The organism is Acinetobacter sp. ESBL14, from assembly GCF_036668815.1.
In the GTDB taxonomy this organism is placed as follows: Bacteria; Pseudomonadota; Gammaproteobacteria; order Pseudomonadales; family Moraxellaceae; genus Acinetobacter; species Acinetobacter gyllenbergii.
In genome coordinates this window covers 186,365-208,175 of record NZ_JAZEVS010000001.1, presented here as the reverse complement: position 1 = coordinate 208,175, position 21,811 = coordinate 186,365, and the positions used below count along the sequence as shown (strand labels likewise).

The following is a 21,811-nucleotide window of genomic DNA, read 5'->3' as shown; positions in this document are numbered from 1 at the left end:
ATAAACGCATCACTTATTTTTGATTTGGTGAAACAATATCTAAGTATTGCCAATTGGTATTCATGATCGGATGAGCTTTAAACCCCTGTACTTCTGGTTGAATCAACCAGTTCCGAATTCGTGTGTCTTGTAAAATCCATGCATTGTCAGCTTCAATTTGGCGACTCATTTTTTCATAGAATGGCATGCGTTTTTCAGGGGGTTGCTGCATTGCCTGTTTATACAAATTGTCATAAGCATTTGACTGATAACAGGATTGGTTACCACGTCCAACATTCGGGCCATAAAGCAATTGTGTGAAGTTTTCACCCTCTGGATAATCCGCATGCCATGCCCCACTCCACATCATGTATTGACACTGGGTTGAAGCTTTCAAATTATCGGCAAAATTACTCACTTTAAACTCAGAACGAACGCCTATTGCATCCAAACTTTTTTTCCAAAGCTCAGAGGCAATCACCTTGGCTGATCCCGTTTCTGTATTTATTTTTAAGGTAAAAGGCTTACCGTTGGGAAGATGACGATAGCCATCTGGCCCTTTCTTATAGCCAAAATGATCCAGTAACTTATTGGCGAGTACCGGATTGTAGCCGATGCTACTGCGATAATTCGGATTATGACCACTGATCCCTGCTGGCACGAGCATTTCTGCCTTTACCGCCTGCCCTTTTCTTAAAATCCGAATATATTCATGCACATTAAAAGACATTGCAATTGCACGTCTTAACGCCACTTTCTCTAAACTATTTCCACCCACCACAGGATCACGCATATTCAGCATTGAAAAGGTGATCTCTGCTTCTTTATTCGCATAAAGGCGTATACCCTGTTTTTGTATGGCTGCTTTTAACTGGTTATTTTGATCCAGTACTTTTGGGATTGCATTTTCAGTGACTTTATCAAAATCGAGTTGCTTGGACTGAAAAGCGAGCCAACGTGATTGTTCTTCTTCGATAATGCTGATATTGACTTTGCCAATTTGCGGCATTTGCTTGCCACTCATTTCTTTAACCAGTTGGTTATCCCAGGCCGTGCCTGTCGATTTAAAATTCCAGACAAACCCTCGATAATCTGGATTGGCAACCAGTTCAATTTTGCTGCGCGGTACATATTTGCTCAGCATATAAGGCCCTGTTCCTACAGGATGCATGGCTAAACGATCTTTATAATATTCAACGACTTCACGGGCAGTCGCACCAAAGGTGCTATAGGCCAGAATATAAGGAAAATTATAATCAGGTTGTGTCAGCGTAAATTGAATTGTATATTTATCCAGTGCCTTGATACCTTCAATTTTTGCATCGTAATTAAATTTACCCGTTTTCTTGGCTTGTTCAACCAACGCATTGGCACCCACAATTTTATTATCAATAAAAGAAAATGCTGAGGCATGATTTTTGGGGTCTAATATCCGCTTAATTGAATAGACATAATCTTCAGCCACCAGTTCTCGGCGCTTGCCTTTAAATGCAGGATCATCAGTAAAATAAATACCTGGCTTTATTTTGAATATATAAATCTGACCATTTTTTTCAACAACAGGTAAGCTCTCTGCCGTTGCAGGTATTAACTTAACTGGGCTCGCGAGATAATCATATTGAAGCAACCTTTCAAAAATCACATCGGCAACACTACCACTATAAAAATTGAAAGTTTTAACCATATCAAAACCATCATCTGGCGCTTCAAAAGCAACACGGAGTACTTTATCTGCCTGAGCGGGTGTTTTCGCATAGCCCATCGGCATAAATGCAATAACAGTTGATAACACAGTGACCGTAAAAAAAGTTGACTTCAAATCAGTGCTCACATCATCGTTTTTTAATAAATACTAGACTTTCGCATAGCATTCAACACTACAACCGTTTTCCTTCCAACGATTCTTATTCCAATTTTTTATTAAAAAATCATTTATTTAATGTTTCTTACCAATTGGAAAAATCAAATCCAAAGAAAAACCCCTTCAAGATTGAAAATTACCTAGCCAATTTCATGCCACTTTTCAAATAAAAAAATCGCGATTACTTTTTAATCAAGCCGTATTCATAGCAGATCCGATTTTCACGCATCTTAAATAAAAGTAACTTTATGCCAAATCATATTTTTATATATTATTTTCCATTTCAATGAAATAAAAACAATAAACTACATGTTTTATAGCAACAAAATGATATTTGCACCAGAAAAAAGCAAAAATAAAACTTTATGATTCATTTTAACACATTACATGAATATGCATTATTTGGAACTTTATGACAACAAACCTAGATTTTTAATTATTTCAATATTTTTAATATTTAGTAAAAATATGAAAAGCTTATATATAAAAACTAAAACACTTTTACATAATTTATTCTACATTAAGCGAAATCTAAAAATAGGGCTTGGCACAGGTCTTGCTAAAACGGATTGATCGAATTTTAGAGTGGCAAACCATTTAGGGGTTAAACAAACAATGAAAAATGCCAATTTCGCTCCACCAAACGCTACGTCAAAAACGAGCAAAACCATACTCAAACTTAGTACGCTTAGTTTAAGTATGCTGTGTTTAACCATGGCTCATGCTGCTGAGGCAGAATCACCATCCGAGGAAAAAGCAGCCAAAGTTGTAAAAGTTGCAGTCACGGGTTCATCCATCAAAGGCGTTGCAGCCCAGAGTGCATCCCCCATTACCATCGTCAAAGTAGACGAAATTCTGAAACAAGGGGTAACGACTACAGAGGAAGCGCTTTCTAAAATTACAGCGAATCAGTCAGGTTTAAACACATCCCAAAGTATTGGTTTTTCAGGAACTGCTGGGGCAACTGCCAACTTAAGAGGGATTGGAGCAAATAAAACGCTCATTTTACTCAATGGTCGTCGTTTGGCTGCAAATGCCTTTGATAGTGGTGTGACCAATTTAAATATTATCCCCCTTGCCATGCTTGAGCGTATTGAGATTGTCCGCGATGGCGCTTCTGCAATTTATGGGACTGATGCAATTGGTGGGGTTATTAACTTTATCACCAAAAAACAATTTACAGGATTAAACCTCAGTGCGGGATTAACTCAACCAGAAGAAAGTGGCGGAGATACACAAAATATTAGTGTCTTTGGTGGCTATGGTGATTTAGATGAAGATCGCTTTAATATTTTTGGTGTTATTGATTATCGTCGTGGTAGTGAAATTTGGGCAAAGGACCGTAAAGTCAGTAAACGTGGAGGAGTCATTCCAGAACTAGGTCTTGAATCTCGCAGTATTGGCGCATTTCCAGCGAACTTTGTTGATCCAGGTAATAAAGATGCAAGCGGTAATCCATATGCGAAGACAGGCTGCCTTGGTTATGCAAATACAACCGCTGTAGGTAATAATTGCCGACTCAATACCCAATCCTCGATTGGTATTACACCAAAGACGGAGGATATTTCTGCACTCGGGCATATCACCTTCAAGCTCAGTGATAATTTGAATGCAATCGGTGAATATATTTATTCACGTAATCAAGTCAATACTTCTGTTGCACCCGATGTTTTTGTCGATACCGTAACCATCAATGATCAAAGTAAATACTTCCCTGGTAATGGTATTGTACCTGCTGTAGACGGATTAAGTGGTCAACCCTTAGAACTTAGAATTCGCTCACAAGCAGGGAATCGTGAGAAAAAATCTCAATACGAATCCCACCGTTTGTTTACAGGGATTGAAGGTGAAGTTGCTGGATGGGATTTAAATACTGGGGTTACATATGCCCGTAGTAATAGCAATGAAAGTTTGCAAAGTGGTTTTATTAACAAGGACCAATTACAAACTGTATTAGACAAAGGAATTCTCAACCCCTTCGGACCACAAGCAGCAGGCGATGATCCCAACATCTGGAATACGCTTAATGTGAAAGGCAAATATCTAGATGCAACGCTTGACTCAACGATCTTTGACTTCACTTTAAGCCGCACGATTTATAGCCTACCTGCTGGTGATGTTGGTTTCGCTTTTGGAGGGAGCTATCGCTATGATAATTGGAAATATAAAGTAGACCGTAATATTGCAGCACAAGCGCCAAGTACGGGTGTTGATGCAGAAAAGCCGAATGATAGTGGTGACCGTAATATTAGCTCAGTCTTCACTGAACTCAATATTCCATTACATAAAACGCTAGAGGCTCAATTGGCAGCCCGCTACGATAACTATAGTGATGTGGGCAGCACATTTAACCCTAAATTTGCTTTACGCTGGGAACCAATTAAACAGTTAATGCTCCGCAGCTCATATAGCACCGGTTTTCGGGCACCAACGCTTGCTGAGTTAAATACAGGCAATGCCTTAACCAACTCACCCATTAATGATGATCCAATCTTATGCCCTGGCGGAAAGCCACTTCCAGACAAAGGTGATGCAACACGAGATTGCGGACAACAATTTTATCAACAAAATGGCGGAAATAAGAATCTAGAACCAGAAAAATCAACCTCAATCACAGCAGGTTTTGTACTTGAACCAATCAAGAATCTCGTTTTCTCTGTTGATTATTACAATATCGAAGTGAAAAACCAGATCTCTGCACTCAGTCCCGACAGTATCTTTGCAGACCCAAGCAAATATGCGGATAAATTCGTTCGTAAAGCAAATGGTTCAATTGATTATGTGATTGCCACAAATCAAAACATGGGCAATATCAAAACACAAGGTTTTGATATTGGACTGAACTATCTCACACCACAAACTTCAACGGGTCGCTTTGGTTTCGGGATCGACGGAACCTACGTCACAAAGTTTGATTATCAAACTGAAAAAAATGGGGAGTGGTTTAGTAATTTAGGTGCCTTTAAAGATAACAGTCCTCCTGTTGTTGGTGGGGCAGCGGGGGGTCCAACCATTCGTTGGAAACATGTTGCTAACCTAAACTGGAGCTATGAAAACTGGGCGCTGAACTTTCAGCAACAGTTTACTCAAGGCTATAAGGATCAGAACTCCGCCAATATCAAAGAAGGTTTTAGAAACCATCGTGTAAGTGATTACAGCGTCTATAACATCTCTGGGACGTATCGTGGCCTCAAAAACACTGAGTTGAGTTTTGGTATTAAAAACATCTTTGATGAGGAACCTGCTGCCTCAAACTCACTGGCACTATTTCAGTATGGCTATGACCCACGTTATAGCGATCCTACAGGACGCACCTATTTTGTCCGCGGCACCTATAAATTTTAATGCGTTTCATCACTACGACATGAATGTTGTTCTGTCGTAGTGATTCACCGTAATCCTCTGTTTCATCACATTCCAAGCGGTTTTTATCAGTCTAAATCGATATCAGCCGTATCGAATGGATATGAATTACTGATTACAATTTCAGGAGTAATTATGGGCATCCCCTTTTCTGAGAATGAAAATCAACCTGCCAAACGCCTTGTTGGTATTGGCCTGGTGTTATTTCTACATCTCATTATCGCCTATATTCTGATGACAAGTTTAGCGACTGACTTTAGCAAGCCTGTTGATAAACCTGTAGAACTACAGATTATTCAGGACATCAAACCACCACCTCCTCCAAAGCCTGAGGAACCGAAACCCAAAGAAAAGCCACCTGAGCCACCAAAGATGGTTGAAAAAGTGGCCAAGATGCCTGACCCACCTAAACAGGTGGAGAAAGTCACCCCTGTACAAAAACCAGCACCGACTCAACCGACTAAAACGGCTGTTGCTACACCAACACCCACGCCTGCTGCAGCCAGCCCGAGTCCTGTTGCTGCTCCAACAGCACCCGCTGCACCTGTGGCGCCAGCAAAACCCGCAGGAATTTCGCGCGGTGTTTCTGAGGGTGAGGCAGGATGTCAAAAACCTGAATATCCACGTGAAGCCTTGATGAATGAAGAAGAAGGTACGGTGCGTATTCGTGTACTGGTTGATGGTTCAGGCAAAGTGATCGACTCAAAAGTTAAAAAATCGAGTGGAAGTAAAAGCCTAGATAAAGCAGCTGTGAAAGCCTATAGCCTGTGCACTTTTAAACCTGCAATGAAAGACGGTGTACCACAACAAGAATGGTACGAGATCGAATATCCATTCACGATTTCCTAATTAAATGCATTGAACAAACAAATTTTTTGGAGAATTTAAACATGACAAACACAGTAAAACGTATTTCTCAAATCGCAGCAATAGGCCTCATCGCAGGCAGTACATTACTGCCTGTTGCAACCGTATGGGCGGATGAAACCACGCAAACCACCGCAGTCACAAGTGTGAGTACAGATGCTACAACCCAAGCTGCACCAACACCACCGCCATTACCAGCAACCGCTGAAAAAGTACATAACCCTTATGGTTTAGAAGCGCTCTGGCGCGAAGGTGATTTAGTTGCAAAATCAACGCTATTTATCTTAGTACTGATGTCGATTGGCACGTGGTACATCATTCTGTCGAAAGTGTTCCAACAAAGTAAAATCAAACGCCATGGCACAGAAGCTGAACGTCATTTCTGGGAAGCAGAGTCTTTAAATAGCGCTGCAGAAAGTTTAAATAGCAATAGTAGCTACCGTTATATTGCTGAAAAAGGCATTCGTTCGACCAAACATCACGATGGCACCTTATTAGAGCGTATTGATTTCAACACATGGGTGACGATTTCAATTCAACGCGCCATCGAAAAAGTACAAAGTCACTTAAGCAATGGCTTGGCCTTCCTTGCAACGGTCGGTTCAACCGCACCATTCGTAGGCTTATTTGGAACCGTTTGGGGGATTTATCACGCGCTTACTGCGATCGGTATTTCAGGCCAAGCATCAATTGATAAAGTGGCTGGTCCTGTGGGTGAAGCACTGATTATGACCGCAATTGGTCTGGCTGTCGCTGTTCCAGCTGTATTGGGCTACAACTGGTTAACCCGTCGCAATAAAGCAGTCATGGACAATGTCCGTTCATTTGGTTCAGACCTACATGCGGTACTCCTCAGCGGTGACTTAAACAGTAATCACCCAAACCGTGATTCTAAATAAGGAACAGCATTATGGGCATGATGATGAATTCAGATCAAAGTGACGATGATGTCATCGGGACGATTAACACGACCCCGCTGGTCGACATCATGCTGGTGCTGCTGATTATCTTTTTAATTACAGTGCCAGTGGTCACGCACACTGTTCCGGTAAAACTACCTGAAGAAAAAAATACCCCTTATGCCACCACCCCACAAAATATTCAGCTTTCCATCAATAAAACCGGGGATATTTTCTGGAATGAACAATACGTTGCAAATAAAGAAACCTTACTTGCCCGTTTACAAGCTGAAGCGCAAAAACGACCGCAGCCTGAGGTTCATATTCGAGGCGATCAACAGACTCACTATGCAGCAATAGATCAGGTGATCAGTACAACTCAGCAAGCAGGGATTGGTAAAATCGCTTTTGTTACCACTCCCCCTGCTTCTACACCATAACAGGAGAATCACACATGGGTATGAATGTGGGTTCAAAAAATGATGAAGATGATGTAATGCTCGACGTTAACATGACACCATTGATTGATGTCATGCTGGTGCTGCTGATTATGTTCATCATCACGATTCCGATTCCAAATAATGCCATTAACATTAATTTGCCAAATGGTAGCCCCCCACCACCAACTGAGCAAAAACCACCTGAGACCATCAATCTACGGGTTGATGCGCAAGGACATATTTTTTGGAATGATCAAGCCGTAGCTGATCGCCAGGCACTCAAGGTTTTATTTGACTCAGTTGCACAAAAAGCCGATCAGGATCAAATCAAATTTAAACCTGATGCACAGGCTGAATATAAAAATATTGCGATGGTGATGGCGCTGGCTCAACAGAGCAATGTCACTAAAATCGGCATCGTCAGTAATAACTAAAGAATAAAAACAAAAAATTAATCAGATAATTAAACATTACTCCAGCGCTAACAAGTTCGCTTGTTAGCTTTTTTATCTGATCTCACTGATTATGATCGGAATCAGTTTACTACTCACTTTATAGCCTTGCGGTTTGTTATTACAGGCATCTCCTGTCACTGTGGTTCGAATCACATAAGGTGAATAAGGCATCACATTTAAATAGCCTGAATTGTCTCGGCCAGTACGACAATCTTCCGCACCCAGTTTTTCATTATAGCGCCCGTTATAAGAAGACTCTTCTACCTCTGTAATTAGTTTGCTGGTCCACTGAGTGAAATAAACTAAGCTTTTACTCGACTCGACTGTGCCCTGTCCTGAGCCCGCACTTTCAATTTCGATCAGTTGAATCGGTTTAGCTTTATAAACAGTGGAATGCACTTTAAAGCTATTCGATTGACCACCAAACTCTTTTAAGATTCGAGCCTGTTTTAATTTTGGACGGGTTAACACATAGCCAGCCCAAAAATTGCGTCCTGCATTTTCAAAACTTACGCCAGATAAATAGGCTTCTTCACCCGAGATCAGTTTTACGGCTTCGGTTGAATCAATCTGAATGGCTTGAGGTGGACTGGCATTTGAATCTTGTAAATTAGTAATCCAACTGATGATGGTTTTATCTGTTGGCACGGCAGCATGAGTTGCCGAGATTAGACTTGATAGACAGAGTGTTATAAAAATAAATTTCTTTTTATTCATTATGATTTTCCTTTAGAGATTAAACCTGAAAGTAATCTTAGCGGAGTCTTCTCGATCTCTCATCTAATCACAGGAATATCATCTTACTTTTCAAAGATGAAAAGTAACAAAAATCTTTTGTTAGACTGACGGTACGTCCTGAGCAATTTCAAAGCAAGGCTTTGAAAGCAGCGCAAGGCAGTCTAACTTGGCGGCATCCTTGCCGCCCTCCACGATCGTAGATATTTACTAGACAATAAATACCTAAAGTTAGTTAAACTTTTCCAATTCAATCCATTCTGCTTCTGGAAAATGCTTTGCCAAATAAGCTTTTAAATAATCTGCGGTATCTTTCGAAATAAGTGGATCTTTCGACTCATCCTTTAAGTTATACACCAAAGCATGCAAACTCAAACCACGCTGCTTTAATGCCTCTAAACTCAATAAAGTATGATTAATACTGCCCAAACGTCCTGAAGTCACCAAAATCACAGAAAATTGATGCTGAGCAATATAATCAATGGTCAACAACGCTGTGGTTAAAGGCACCATCAAACCACCGGCCCCTTCTAACAATACCACCTCAAATCGCTGAGCCAATTCCTTGGTCGCTGCTTCGATCTTGGCAAAATCCAGATCACGTCCATCCAAACGTGTGGCTAAATGCGGCGAGGCAGGATAAGTAAAAATTTCAGGCATGGTCAGCTTCTCGTGATCTTCCTGAAACCAGCCACTACCCATAATTTCACGATGCTTTTCGATATCTTCAGAGATATCGACATTCCCCGTTTGTACCAACTTCTGGGTAATAACACGCTGTCCCTGTTCGGTCCAAAGTTTGGCGAGATAGCCTGTGGCATACGTTTTACCAATTTCAGTATCAATACCACTGACAAAATAAATTCGACTCATCTACTTAAATTCCTTGTTCTGAATTGTTGAAATTTTAGGGTAAATTTCATGAATATAAGGATAATCATTCAAACGTTGATCTAAAGAGTATTCGATACAGATTTCACTGATTGCTTGTATTTGCATCTGGTGAGTATAGGAAAAAGATTGACTCGTTTCGTCATTCACCAATAAAAACTGACCACTACTTCTGCCTGGTTTTTCAATGTTTTTAGCCCAACCACAGATCGTCTTTCTTGGTGCATTTTGGTTAATATAATCTGTTATCCAACTCGTTGACCAAAAAGAGAACAGAATCATCAGCAAAACCGCTCCTTCTACAACAGGATTGGGGATTTGGTCTTTTTTCCAAACCCGTACATATCCCAAGCCAATTAGTAAAACACCCAAAATCAAGCAAATTAATGCCCACGGAAAAGCAGAAAACATCAGAAAAATTAAACTTATGCTTAGTGAAAAATAACCATGCACTACATTATTTCTGGGTGTTAACCGGTCAGACATGACTCTATTCATCACCTAAAGATAAGGATTTTGCTCTCCGTGCAATCACATAAATCGGATGATAAGTTAGGCTAAAACCCTGTTCATCATAAAACTGTTGATAATCCGAATAAAACTGCTGCAGGGATCGCTTGGTCCAGCGATGTGATTTTGCTGTTGCAGTCACGCCTGTCGCTTTTAAATGCTGTAATACCGCTTTTGGATGATCAAAATATACCTGCTTCAGTTCTTGCTCGATGAGTAGTATTTCAAAGCCTTGCTGTTCAAGCTGTCGCTTTAAAGATTCTAAGCCAACATAATTTAAGCCCTGTCCTGTCAACTGCTTAATTTCAGTTAGATTATCTGGCCCAAAAGTAGAAAAACCGAAATATGCATTGGGTTTTAAGGCTTTGTGAATCCGCCGTAATAATGCAGGCAGATCAACCATCCATTGCAATGCTGAACTGGAAAGCACTGCATCTAAGGACTGCGGTAAATTCAGTTGTTCAATGTCTCCGATCAACCAATTTACATGTTTAAAATTGAGAAAATGCTGACCCACATCTGCATATAAATCATTTAAAAACAGTTGCTCAACTTGAAAATGAGATTGAAGTAAGTGGGTGAGATTGCCAGATCCACAACCAATCTCAAGTACAGAGGCTAAGTTCTGCGGACAATACACTTTAAGGTATTCAAATAACTGCGCACTAATTTGCTTTTGTACCACAGCATGCTCAACATAGCTTTGCCCTGCTTTGGCAAAACGTCGTGCAACCAATGCTTTATTGATGCTCACAAACACTCCACCAATTGTTCCAATTCAGCTTTTTGCACCAAAGAGGTTAAGGAAATACGCAAGCGTGAACTATTCTGTGGCACTGTTGGTGGGCGTACTGGCATGGCATAAAAACCTTGTTGTTGTACATAGCGTGCTTTTTCAATGGCCGCTTGGCTTTCACCTACGATAACTGGAATGATATGACTGCTGGATGGACTGGAGAAACCTTTTGCAATCACCGCCTGTTGTAAATACTGACTGATCTCTGCCAAGTGCTGACGCTGTTGCTGCATGCTCAGCACTTTATTAAAAATAAAATCTGACCATGCCATCGAGATTGGAGGCAAAGCGGTACTAAAAATCAAAGGGCGCATTTTATTGATCAGATAATCACGGATGATTGAATCACAAATGATATAGCCGCCCACCGAGGCAATTGCTTTACCAAAGGTTCCCACCAAGAAATCAATCTGATCCAATACACCATATTGTTCAGCACAACCCAGACCTTGCTCCCCCCTGACCCCAATCGCATGAGCTTCATCGACATACAACATGGTTTTGGCAAAGCGTTGCTTTAACTGCACCAATGCAGCTAAATCTGTCTCGTCGCCATCCATACTAAAAATACTTTCAGTCACCACAATAATGCGTTCAATTTGCTCATCTTGATGATACTTTTGTAATAACTGTTCCAGATGCTGCAAATCATTATGACGATAACGAACATATTGAGCAGTCGAAAGTCGAATGCCATCAATCATACTGGCATGTACCAGTTTATCGGCCAGAATCACGGTTTTGCTATCACATAAGGCTGGTAAAATACCGATATTCATATGGTAGCCACTATTAAAAAGTAAGGCAGCACGACCAAAGGCTTCACTTAGGCTATTTTCAAATTGTTCATATTCTGCAAAATTACCAGTCAGCAAGCGTGACGAAGATGAACTAAAGAGCGCTCGTTCAATTTTCAGCGTATCCAGAAATTCTTCTCTTAAACTTAAATCAGCGGCCAAGCCTAAATAATCATTCGATGCCAGATTCAACATGCTTCGATCTTGAATCGTGATCCATCGTCCCTGCTGTTGATTTGAAGTAAATTGGCGGAAATTACCTTGCTGTTTGAACTGGTCAAGCTGCTCGGCATAATGATCAAGCAAGGACATTGGCATTTGCTCCTTGCATATTTTTCACCACTTCGCTCATCTGTGCTAATAAATAATGAAGTTCGTCATCTGTGATCACATACGGCGGCATTACGTAGACCAATTTTCCAAATGGCCGTACCCAAATACCCCGTTCAACGAACTGTTGCTGCAAGGTTTTCATATCGACATTTGTGGTTAACTCCACCACCCCGATCGCACCTAAAATCCGTACATCCGCAACATGGTCAAGCTGGGCTAAATCTATTAATTGTTGAGTAAGTATCTTTTCAATTCGTTGAATATTGGTTTGCCAATCTTGTTCAACCAATAGTTGGGTACTTCTTAAAGCAACCGCACAAGCCAGTGGATTCGCCATAAAAGTCGGGCCATGCATAAACACACCCGCTTCACCACGACTAATGGTTTCAGCCACCTGCTTGGTGGTTAAGGTCGCAGACAGCGTCATATAACCGCCTGTTAAGCCCTTACCAATACACATAATGTCAGGTTCAACTTGGGCATGTTCCCAAGCAAACATTTTACCTGTACGTCCAAAACCTGTAGCAATCTCATCAAAGATCAACAGCAAATTATACTGCTCACATAAGGCCTTGGCTTGGCGCAAATATTCAGGATGATAAAAACGCATGCCGCCTGCGCCCTGCACAATTGGCTCAATAATCAGAGCAGCAATACTGTGATGATGCTGTTCAACCTGCTGCGTGAGTTCTTGAATATCTTGCGGATTCCATTGACCATCAAAACGACTTTGTGGCGCGGGAACAAAAATTCGATTGGGTAAACTTGTCCCAAAAATCTGATGCATGCCTGTGACTGGGTCACACACCGACATCGCATTCCATGTATCGCCATGATAGCCAGAACGGGTGGTAATAAAATTGGTTTTCGCGGGTTGATTCAACGCAGCCCAATACTGCACTGCCATTTTCAAGGCCACTTCTACAGCAACAGAACCTGAATCGGCATAGAAAATCTTATCTAAACTCGGCGGCGTGATTTTTAATAATAGTTTGCCTAATTCAATCGCAGGTTCATGGGTCAGACCGCCAAACATGATATGCGCCATGTTTTGCAATTGATCTGTAACTGCTTGGTTCAGTTCAGGATGGTTATAGCCATGAATCGCACACCACCATGAAGACATGCCATCAACCAAAGTTCGCCCATCTTCTAATTCGATGGTCGCACCATAGGCACATTTGACTTTAAAAGTTGGCAGTGGATTTAACATCGAAGTATATGGATGCCATATATGTTCTAAATCAAATAAATCGGTCATCCTCTACCTCATTTGCTGCTATTTCAAAATTTTCCATCAGCCTAATCACGCTTTTAGATACTCGGAAATGTCATCTGCAACCTGCGTGGTATAAACAAGATACAAGGCTTAGTACACTAGATCAAAACAAAAAAATGAAAGAAGTGAACAGGTTTTGCAGATGACAAATGGTTTTGCCTACTTTTCCCGAAAGAAAAGTAGGTCGCCGAAGGCATACCCTAAAATGGATGAGAACTCGGCACGATTCCGTTAGGCCTATAAAATAAACTTTATCTTAAACTTGTCAAAAGCTAAAATATATTGCGAGAACTTTCAATTCAAGCAAGATTAAACCCTCTATTGAATAAAATCTTCAATTATTTGCACAGTCTGCTCCACCATAAAACATGGAAAACCATGCGAAGCTCCATCGACCGATACAACAGATAGATTTTTTGCAGCTAAATCCTTTGTTTTTTGCACAACTTGGTAAGGAACTAAAGCATCATGCTCTGCAAAGACATGCAACTGTTTACCCTGATAGTTTTCATACAACTCAACCAGATTTAATTGCTCCAGCAACTGCAATCCGTCCCGAAGCAATGCAATCGGTTGTGGACGAATCAATTTTTGCATGGCTACGAAATCTTTCTTTGCCGAACTTGCACCTTGACAGACCAACAAACCAAAACGCTTTAAAGTACTAATCGCGTCCTGTTCAAAGGACTGTTTAAACTGCATAAAGGTTTCAACAGGCATCGCAGTCGCCCAATCTGCTTGGGCGACAAAACAGGGATTCGACACTAAAGTGATTAAAACTTTCTGTTCAGCATATTGATGTTGGATTTGATCGACCAGTAATGTTGCCAATTGTCCACCAAGCGACCATCCCACAATCACATCAAATTTCACTGCGAGTTCAACTTGCTGTTGCAAAATGTCATCATTTAGCGCATTAAAGATATTAAGCCGTTCAACGCTATGTCCCTTTTGTTCTAAAGCCTCATGTAAAGGTTTTAATAATTCGGCACCACCGCCCCACCCCGTGATGAGTAGAATCTTATAGATCACGTGCTTGCTCATTTCCAAAAACTTCAACGCAGTATACCCTGATTAACACTGCTCATTATTTTCCAAATCTACCAAAAGCTGTGCTGGGATCACTTGCTCCCAATGTTGCTTGAACTGTTGATGCACCTGATCAATATCAAAGCAACTCTTTCTCGCCACCTGCTGTGCATAAGCAAGATCTTTAGCACGCATATACGCAAGTAAATAGTGCTCCCCATTCAATTCAAGTTGAAACCAAGATTCAACGGTTACACCTTCAGCTTGCAGTGTTTGAATGGCTTCTGCTTTACGTCGTTGAATTTCTTGCTGCCAAGCCTCGACTTTCGCCTGTGTATTGGCTTTTAATCTAATCAGAACTGCACCAACATCCATTGATTTTCCTTTTCTTTTTCTAAATCGCTATTCAATTGAAATATATAAAGCAGAGCAAAACCCTGTAAAGAATTTTCTAACACATCTAATGTCTAAATTTGCTAAAGTAGCTGCTATTACACTTTGAGATCAACATGATGAATACGATAAAGTCCAAAGTTCTCGTTTTATGTAGTTCACTTTTTTTACTCGGCTCACCGACGCTCAGTAGCGCACAAAGTACCTTATTTTCAAAGCAAGATACCGCACAAAAAGAATGGGTTGGACAGTCTGCACCAGATTTTAAACTGCAAGATCAAAGTGGAAAATGGCATACTTTAAATCAATATAAAGGCAAATGGGTGGTGCTATATTTCTACCCTAAAGACAACACGGCGGGCTGTACTCAAGAAGCTAATCAATTTAAATCACTGTATCCTCAATTTACTAAATCCAATGCGGTGGTGCTGGGTGTCAGTCTAGATGATGTCGCATCACATCAAAAATTCTCAGAAAAACTTGGCCTACCCTTCCCGATTCTTGCTGATGATCAAGGTGAACTGGCCAGTAAATTTGGCATTGTCCGAAATTTGGGTATTGCTAAAATTGCCAAGCGAGAGAGCTTTTTAATCAATCCACAAGGCGCAGTGATGTATCACTATACCAGTGTCAATACACAAACCCATGCGGATCAAGTGTTGAAAGATTTAAAAACCTTACAAAGTAAATAATCGCTTTGAAGATTTTGAATCAGCTTATTGATTGCTTTTATGCCTAGCTATTTGAAGTCTAGGCATTTTTATACGCTTTTAAAAATCAATGCCATTGGAATCATCAATCGGATTCTGATCCAGTGTAAACACAGTCCGCTGATACGGAATGCCTTCCAGATCATAGACCTGATAAACACAATCAAATAACAGCTGTAGGTCTTCACTGCGATCCATTGCCCGTGCAGTCAGAAAAATTGGGCTAACCGCGCCATTGTCCAGAATCGGAATGTAATTGAGATGTGGAAAACGAATAGTATCGGCACTGGCAGGAATCACACATAAACCTTCACCTGCGGCCACCAGACCCAAGGCCAATTGAATTTCCCGCACTTCATGCATATTTTTCGGCACTAAACTATGCTCGGCAAAAATATTCAGCAGTTGAGTCGAAAAATTCGGTTTCGGCGAAGTGGGATACATAAACATCTTTTCATCAATCAGATCAGCCAGATAGACCCCTTCCGTCCGCTGTGCAATCGGATGGCTGGTATGCGCCGCCACTACCAATCGTTCCTTGCGCAATAAAATTCGCCTAACCGCAGGATCACTAATCCGCAAGCGCCCAAAGCCCACATCAATGCGACCTTCTTTTAAGGCTTGCAGTTGTTCTGTGGTGCTCATTTCAACTAACTGAATATTGAGATGTGGCTGCTGCTGCCTAAACAAATAGATGATTCGGGGTAATAAACCATATAACAGCGACCCGACAAAGCCAATGGTGACACTGCGTTCGATCAGTCCAATCCGTTTCGCCATACTCTTAATTTCTTCTGCATTAGACAAAAGTTTAATCGCGTGCTGATAAAAGAAATGCCCTGCGGGTGTGGTTTGTAACGGTCGGCTGCCTCGCTCAAACAATTGAATTCCTAGCTCGCCTTCCAAATTTTGAATCTGCCGACTCAAAGGGGGTTGAGCAATAAATAGTTTTTCTGCGGCCTTGGTAAAGCTCTGTTCTTCAACAACCGCAACAAAATACCGTAAATGACGTAATTCCATGAGGTTTCCATACCTTTAAGATATATAAAAATATAAATTCAGTCTTAGACACAGTTTACTCATTCTTTTAAGGTATAGACAAGAGATAAACCGATGAAGTTATGAATCGCTTCCGCTAGATTCCAGCTGCCCATATTCATCCTTATCGGTTCAAGCCACCACACAACATATTAGGATATCGAGACGCTTTAAGCGTAACTCGATGACTTCCACAGATTTGGAAAGTCGGAGAACGGACATGCCACGTATTCCTGTAATCAATACCAGCCATCTTGACCGCATTGATGAATTACTGGTCGATAATATCGACACGGGTGAATTTAAACTTCATCGCTCAGTGTTTACCGATCAAGCTTTATTCGACCTCGAAATGAAATATATTTTCGAAGGCAATTGGGTTTATTTGGCCCACGAAAGTCAAATTCCCAATAATAATGATTTCTATACCACCCATATCGGACGTCAACCCATCATCATCGCCCGCAATCGTAATGGCGAATTGAATGCCATGATCAATGCCTGTTCCCATCGCGGTGCCCAACTCTGCCGCCATAAACGCGGTAATAAAGCTACCTATACCTGCCCTTTCCACGGTTGGACCTTTAACAACTCAGGCAAACTCCTCAAAGTTAAAGACCCAAGTGAAGCAGGTTATTCAGATTGCTTTAACCAAGAAGGTTCACATGACCTGAAAAAAGTCGCACGTTTTGAAAACTACAAAGGTTTCTTGTTCGGCAGCCTCAATCCAGATGTGCCTTCGCTTGAAGAATTCTTGGGTGAAACCAGCAAAATCATCGACATGATTGTCGATCAATCCGAGCATGGTTTAGAAGTTCTACGCGGCACATCATCCTATACCTATGAAGGGAATTGGAAACTCACCGCTGAAAATGGTGCCGATGGTTATCACGTTTCAGCAGTGCATTGGAACTATGCCGCAACCACCCAACACCGCAAAGAGACTCAAGCTGCCGATAATATTCGTGCCATGAGCGCAGGTTCTTGGGGCAAGCAAGGCGGTGGTTCTTATGGTTTTGAAAATGGTCATATGCTGCTGTGGACGCAATGGGCCAATCCAGAAGATCGTCCGAATTTTCCGAAGGCAGACGAATATACCGAGAAATACGGCGCAGCCATGTCGAAATGGATGATCGAACGCTCGCGTAATCTCTGCCTCTATCCAAACGTCTATTTGATGGATCAGTTCGGCTCTCAAATTCGGGTGTTACGTCCGATTTCGGTCGATCGTACTGAAGTGACGATTTATTGTATTGCGCCGAAAGGTGAAGCCCCTGAAGCACGTGCGCGTCGTATACGTCAATATGAAGATTTCTTTAATGCTTCTGGTATGGCCACACCCGATGATCTGGAAGAATTCCGTGCCTGTCAGGCTGGTTATGCAGGTATTGCACTGGAATGGAATGATATGTGCCGCGGTTCAAAACACTGGATTTATGGCCCTGATGATGCAGCCAATGAAATTGGCCTTAAACCGATGTTAAGCGGAATTAAAACCGAAGATGAAGGCCTTTATCTGGCGCAACATCAATACTGGCTGCAGACCATGAAACACGCCATTGTCGCTGAGAAGCAAATCGCGGCTCAAGGAGAAAACGCATGAGTATTCAAGACAAAAGCAGCTTGGAAAATATTGCCCAGTTTCTTTACCGTGAAGCACGCTTTTTAGATGATGAACAATGGGACGATTGGCTCAATTGTTATGCCCCTGAAGCCAGTTTCTGGATGCCTGCGTGGGATGACAATGATCAACTCACTGAAGATCCACAAGCTGAAATTTCACTGATTTATTACCCTGATCGCCAAGGCTTGGAAGACCGTGTGTTCCGTATCAAGACCGAACGTTCTTCTGCCACCATGCCCGATACCCGCACTTGTCACAATATTGCCAACATTGAAATCGTTGCGCGCGACGGAGATAAGCTTACGGTTCGCTTTAACTGGAATACCTTGAGCTTTCGCTACAAAACCACCTATAGCTACTTTGGTATGTCACGCTATGTGATTGATTGCTCTGACAATCAACCCAAAATCTTAAGCAAATATGTGGTACTAAAAAATGACTATATCAATCAAGTGATTGATATTTACCACCTCTAAAAAATAGGTCTCCTCAGTCAAACGGACTGTTGGCTGGGGTCCCAAATTTAAATTATTTTGTAGGATACATCTCATGTCAAACCACAATGTAGCACTTCAATTTGAAGATGGTGTGACACGTTTTATTAGTGTCGCTCAAGGCGAAACCCTGTCCGATGCAGCCTATCGCCAAAAAATTAATATTCCTTTGGACTGCCGTGACGGTGCCTGTGGTACCTGCCGTGCCTTCTGTGAATCTGGCAGTTATGATATGCCAGAAGAAACGTATATCGAAGATGCCTTGACGCCTGAAGAAGCAGAGCAAGGTTATATTCTGGCGTGCCAATGCCGCCCAAGCTCAGATGCTGTATTCCAGATTCAAGCATCATCTGATGTCTGTAAAACTGAAATTCATTCTTTCCAAGGGACTTTGGCCCGCGTTGAAAACCTGTCTGATTCCACCATTACTTTTGATATTCAACTGGATGATGGGCAACCCGATATCCATTTCCTTGCAGGGCAATATGTCAATGTTGCTATTCCAGCAACAGGCGAAACCCGTTCATATTCATTTAGTTCCAAGCCCGGTAACCGTTTAACAGGCTTTGTGGTTCGTAATGTCCCAAATGGCAAAATGAGCGACTTTTTGAGTAAAACCGCTCAAGCGGGTGACAAGATGACTTTTACAGGACCATTCGGAAGTTTCTATCTCCGTAATGTCACGCGTCCTGTACTGATGCTGGCGGGTGGTACAGGCATTGCCCCTTTCATGTCGATGCTACAAGTACTGGAAGAAAAAGGTTCTAACCAACCTGTGCGCTTAGTGTTTGGCGTGACCAACGATTTTGATCTGGTGGCTTTGGAAAAGTTGGCAGAATTACAAGCGAAATTCCCTTGGTTTGAATATCGGACTGTGGTTGCCCATCCAGACAGTCAACATGCGCGTAAAGGCTATGTCACAAGCCATATCGAATCGGAATGGCTAAACAGTGGCGATGTTGATATTTATCTCTGTGGGCCTGTACCAATGGTCGAAGCCGTCCGTGGTTGGTTAGAGGCAGAACAGATCAAACCTGCTCACTTCCTATTCGAAAAGTTCTCTGCGAATTGATGGTTACTGGAGAATTAACCTATGTCTCAAGCACAAAGATTTAAGCATAAAGTAGTGATTGTCACTGGCAGTGCTCAAGGCATTGGCCGTGGCGTGGCGCTACAACTGGCGACCGAAGGTGCACAACTGGTCTTAGCAGATCGTTCTGATTATGTGCAGGATGTGCTGGCTGAAGTAAAAGCCTTGGGTGCTGATGCCATCACCATCCAAGCCGATTTGGAAAGCTTTGCGGGTGCACAAAGTGTCGTTGCCAAAGCGATTGAACAGTTCGGTCGAGTCGATATTCTAATCAATAATGTCGGCGGTGCGATCTGGATGAAACCTTTTCAGGAATTTTCTGAAGAAGAAATTATCAAGGAAGTGAATCGCTCACTTTTTCCAACTTTATGGTGTTGCCGAGCAGTCTTGCCTACAATGATTCAACAACAGGCAGGCGTGATCGTCAATGTTTCTTCGATTGCCACTCGTGGCATTAACCGTATTCCCTACTCTGCAGCCAAAGGTGGCGTCAATGCACTGACGGCATCACTGGCCTTTGAACATGCCAAAGATGGAATTCGCGTCAATGCCATTGCCACAGGTGGAACCGAAGCCCCACCACGCAAAGTACCACGCAATCACAATCCTCTCAGTCAAAATGAAAAAGACTGGATGCAGCAGGTCGTCGATCAAACCATCGACCGCACATTTATGGGCCGTTATGGCAGTATTGAGGAACAGGTCAAAGCCATTGTCTTTGTTGCATCCGATGATGCCTCCTATATCACGGGTAGTGTCATTCCTGTGGGAGGTGGAGATCAGGGTTAGCCCTGATCTTTTGCATTTCAGATAAAGTATAGGATGTGCATGGAGGCCATCACCCAATGACAACACTATTCAAAACATTAAAACAAGATTGGTCTATTTCAGCCACGGTTGCTGGTTTTCTGGCGGTGCTGATTTCCTATTCAGGGCCACTAATTATTTTCTTTCAGGCAGCACAACGTGCCCATGTCTCGACAGAGATGATGGTGTCATGGATTTGGGGCATTTCCATCGGTGCAGCTGTTGCGGGGATTTATCTCTCGATCAAATACAAAACCCCTGTTATTACCGCATGGTCTGCGCCAGGGACCGCTTTATTGGTGACACTATTTCCTGACATTTCTCTGAATGAAGCCATCGCGGCCTATATCACCTCTGCGATTGTGATTTTTCTGATTGGAATTACGGGTTGTTTTGACAAACTCCTCAAATGGATTCCTCAAGATGTTGCTGCTGGCATGATGGCAGGTATCCTATTCCAGTTTGGAATCAACCTGTTTACCGCCTCGGACAGCATGCCTTTAATTGTATTCAGCATGCTGATTGTGTTTTTGATTGCCAAACGGCTGATGCCGCGCTACACCATGATCTGGGTATTGGCAGCTGGTATTTCACTCAGTTTATTCTTGGGAAAAATGAATCCTGTAGAAGTCAGTTTTCATCTAGCGATTCCACAATGGATCAGCCCGGAATGGACTTGGAACTCCACCTTAAATCTGGCACTGCCCTTGATTCTGGTCAGTCTGTCGGGTCAGTTTTTACCGGGGATGGCGATCATGAAGTTGAGTGGTTATGACACCCCTGCCAAACCGATTATTACTGCAACCAGTATTGCCTCTTTAGCGGTGGCCTGTGTCGGCGGTATTACCATCGTGCTCGCATCTATTACGGCGGCGCTATGTATGGGCAAAGATGCACATGAACTGAAAGAAAAACGCTATATCGCAGGGATTGCCAATGGGATTTTTTATATTCTTGGCGGACTATTTGCTGGCAGTATTGTGATGCTGTTTAGCTTATTGCCCAAAGAGCTGGTTGCCGCGTTAGCAGGTTTAGCCTTGCTCGGCGCAATTGCAACCAATATTACTGCTGCCATGCAGAGTCCTCAACACCGTGATGCCGCACTGATTACCTTTCTGGCGACAGCTTCAGGGATGCATTTTCTTGGATTAAGTTCGGTATTTTGGGGAATTTGTATTGGGGTGATTGCCCATCTCATTCTCACCCAACGCGCTGCAACACAATCGGCTTAAGAAAAAGAAAACAACTCCTCCGACTCTCCGCCTTGCTGTCATATCAAAGCCGACTTTAGTCACATCAAGTTGTGTTTTTAAAAAGTCAGCAAGGCAATTTTTAAACCTCACTTTAAAATATAAAATTATGAGGTCCAGTTAGATACTTAAAATCAATCCAACATCAATTAAACCAATTGGTAAAATAAA

21 protein-coding genes are annotated in these 21,811 nt (G+C 42.1%); 11 read left to right on the top strand and 10 right to left on the bottom strand.

Features of this window, described 5'->3' with window-relative positions:
* Nucleotides 1–13 precede the first annotated feature (13 nt).
* Nucleotides 14–1,798 carry an ABC transporter substrate-binding protein gene (locus V6E90_RS01015; protein ID WP_332604249.1) on the bottom strand — a complete coding sequence of 595 codons (1,785 nt, stop codon included), beginning with the start codon at nt 1,796–1,798 and terminating at the stop codon, nt 14–16.
* Between the two features lie 657 nt (nt 1,799–2,455).
* Here V6E90_RS01015 and V6E90_RS01010 point away from each other — a divergent pair.
* From V6E90_RS01010 to V6E90_RS00990, 5 genes are all read left to right on the top strand, one after another.
* Entirely contained in the window at nt 2,456–5,185 is a 2,730-nt protein-coding gene (locus V6E90_RS01010; protein WP_332604248.1) for a TonB-dependent receptor, read from the top strand.
* Nucleotides 5,186–5,338: 153 nt separating this feature from the next.
* Nucleotides 5,339–6,052, top strand: a complete 714-nt coding sequence (locus V6E90_RS01005) for a TonB family protein (RefSeq protein ID WP_332604247.1) — start codon at nt 5,339–5,341, stop codon at nt 6,050–6,052.
* Nucleotides 6,053–6,093: 41 nt separating this feature from the next.
* On the top strand, nt 6,094–6,969 hold the full coding sequence (locus V6E90_RS01000) for a MotA/TolQ/ExbB proton channel family protein (protein ID WP_332604246.1): 876 nt from the start codon (nt 6,094–6,096) through the stop codon (nt 6,967–6,969).
* 11 nt (nt 6,970–6,980) lie between these two features.
* Nucleotides 6,981–7,409, top strand: coding sequence for an ExbD/TolR family protein (locus V6E90_RS00995; RefSeq protein WP_332604245.1), 429 nt, complete (start codon nt 6,981–6,983; stop codon nt 7,407–7,409).
* A 14-nt stretch (nt 7,410–7,423) separates the two neighbouring features.
* Nucleotides 7,424–7,843: an ExbD/TolR family protein gene (locus tag V6E90_RS00990; protein WP_065343516.1), complete on the top strand. Its 420-nt coding sequence runs from the start codon at nt 7,424–7,426 to the stop codon at nt 7,841–7,843.
* Nucleotides 7,844–7,915: 72 nt separating this feature from the next.
* On the opposite strand, the gene V6E90_RS00985 is transcribed toward V6E90_RS00990, so the two are convergent.
* From V6E90_RS00985 to V6E90_RS00950, 8 genes are all read right to left on the bottom strand, one after another.
* Entirely contained in the window at nt 7,916–8,581 is a 666-nt protein-coding gene (locus V6E90_RS00985; RefSeq protein WP_332604244.1) for a hypothetical protein, read from the bottom strand.
* A gap of 249 nt (nt 8,582–8,830) precedes the next feature.
* Nucleotides 8,831–9,472, bottom strand: coding sequence for a dethiobiotin synthase (bioD, locus tag V6E90_RS00980; RefSeq protein WP_332604243.1), 642 nt, complete (start codon nt 9,470–9,472; stop codon nt 8,831–8,833).
* Nucleotides 9,473–9,976 carry a hypothetical protein gene (locus tag V6E90_RS00975; protein WP_016660427.1) on the bottom strand — a complete coding sequence of 168 codons (504 nt, stop codon included), beginning with the start codon at nt 9,974–9,976 and terminating at the stop codon, nt 9,473–9,475.
* A 4-nt stretch (nt 9,977–9,980) separates the two neighbouring features.
* Nucleotides 9,981–10,754 carry a malonyl-ACP O-methyltransferase BioC gene (bioC, locus tag V6E90_RS00970; RefSeq protein ID WP_332604242.1) on the bottom strand — a complete coding sequence of 258 codons (774 nt, stop codon included), beginning with the start codon at nt 10,752–10,754 and terminating at the stop codon, nt 9,981–9,983.
* Nucleotides 10,751–11,905, bottom strand: a complete 1,155-nt coding sequence (locus V6E90_RS00965; RefSeq protein ID WP_332604241.1) for an 8-amino-7-oxononanoate synthase — start codon at nt 11,903–11,905, stop codon at nt 10,751–10,753. The genes bioC and V6E90_RS00965 overlap by 4 nt, the downstream gene beginning before the upstream one ends.
* Nucleotides 11,892–13,187 carry an adenosylmethionine--8-amino-7-oxononanoate transaminase gene (gene bioA, locus V6E90_RS00960; protein WP_332604240.1) on the bottom strand — a complete coding sequence of 432 codons (1,296 nt, stop codon included), beginning with the start codon at nt 13,185–13,187 and terminating at the stop codon, nt 11,892–11,894. Before bioA ends, V6E90_RS00965 begins: the two co-directional genes overlap by 14 nt.
* Nucleotides 13,188–13,523: 336 nt before the next feature.
* Nucleotides 13,524–14,237, bottom strand: a complete 714-nt coding sequence (locus tag V6E90_RS00955; protein WP_332604239.1) for an alpha/beta fold hydrolase — start codon at nt 14,235–14,237, stop codon at nt 13,524–13,526.
* A 42-nt stretch (nt 14,238–14,279) separates the two neighbouring features.
* Nucleotides 14,280–14,609, bottom strand: a complete 330-nt coding sequence (locus V6E90_RS00950) for a DUF6176 family protein (RefSeq protein WP_332604238.1) — start codon at nt 14,607–14,609, stop codon at nt 14,280–14,282.
* Between the two features lie 134 nt (nt 14,610–14,743).
* Here V6E90_RS00950 and V6E90_RS00945 point away from each other — a divergent pair, with 134 nt between their 5' ends.
* Nucleotides 14,744–15,319, top strand: a complete 576-nt coding sequence (locus V6E90_RS00945; RefSeq protein ID WP_262757297.1) for a peroxiredoxin — start codon at nt 14,744–14,746, stop codon at nt 15,317–15,319.
* A 78-nt stretch (nt 15,320–15,397) separates the two neighbouring features.
* Here V6E90_RS00945 and V6E90_RS00940 read toward each other — a convergent pair whose 3' ends face one another.
* Nucleotides 15,398–16,357, bottom strand: coding sequence for a LysR family transcriptional regulator (locus tag V6E90_RS00940; RefSeq protein WP_262757296.1), 960 nt, complete (start codon nt 16,355–16,357; stop codon nt 15,398–15,400).
* A 238-nt stretch (nt 16,358–16,595) separates the two neighbouring features.
* On the opposite strand from V6E90_RS00940, the gene benA reads away from it, so the two are divergent.
* The 5 genes from benA to benE all read left to right on the top strand — a co-directional run bounded on the left by benA (nt 16,596) and on the right by benE (nt 21,622).
* A complete protein-coding gene (gene benA, locus V6E90_RS00935) occupies nt 16,596–17,978 on the top strand; it encodes a benzoate 1,2-dioxygenase large subunit (protein WP_332604237.1) in 1,383 nt (460 codons plus the stop codon).
* Entirely contained in the window at nt 17,975–18,475 is a 501-nt protein-coding gene (gene benB, locus V6E90_RS00930) for a benzoate 1,2-dioxygenase small subunit (protein WP_332604236.1), read from the top strand. Before benA ends, benB begins: the two co-directional genes overlap by 4 nt.
* A 73-nt stretch (nt 18,476–18,548) precedes the next feature.
* Nucleotides 18,549–19,565, top strand: coding sequence for a benzoate 1,2-dioxygenase electron transfer component BenC (gene benC, locus V6E90_RS00925; RefSeq protein ID WP_332604235.1), 1,017 nt, complete (start codon nt 18,549–18,551; stop codon nt 19,563–19,565).
* Between the two features lie 21 nt (nt 19,566–19,586).
* Nucleotides 19,587–20,372, top strand: coding sequence for a benzoate diol dehydrogenase BenD (gene benD / locus V6E90_RS00920; protein ID WP_332604234.1), 786 nt, complete (start codon nt 19,587–19,589; stop codon nt 20,370–20,372).
* 56 nt (nt 20,373–20,428) lie between these two features.
* Nucleotides 20,429–21,622 (top strand): benzoate/H(+) symporter BenE, encoded by a 1,194-nt coding sequence (benE, locus tag V6E90_RS00915; protein WP_332604233.1) that lies wholly within the window; start codon nt 20,429–20,431, stop codon nt 21,620–21,622.
* Nucleotides 21,623–21,811 lie beyond the last annotated feature (189 nt).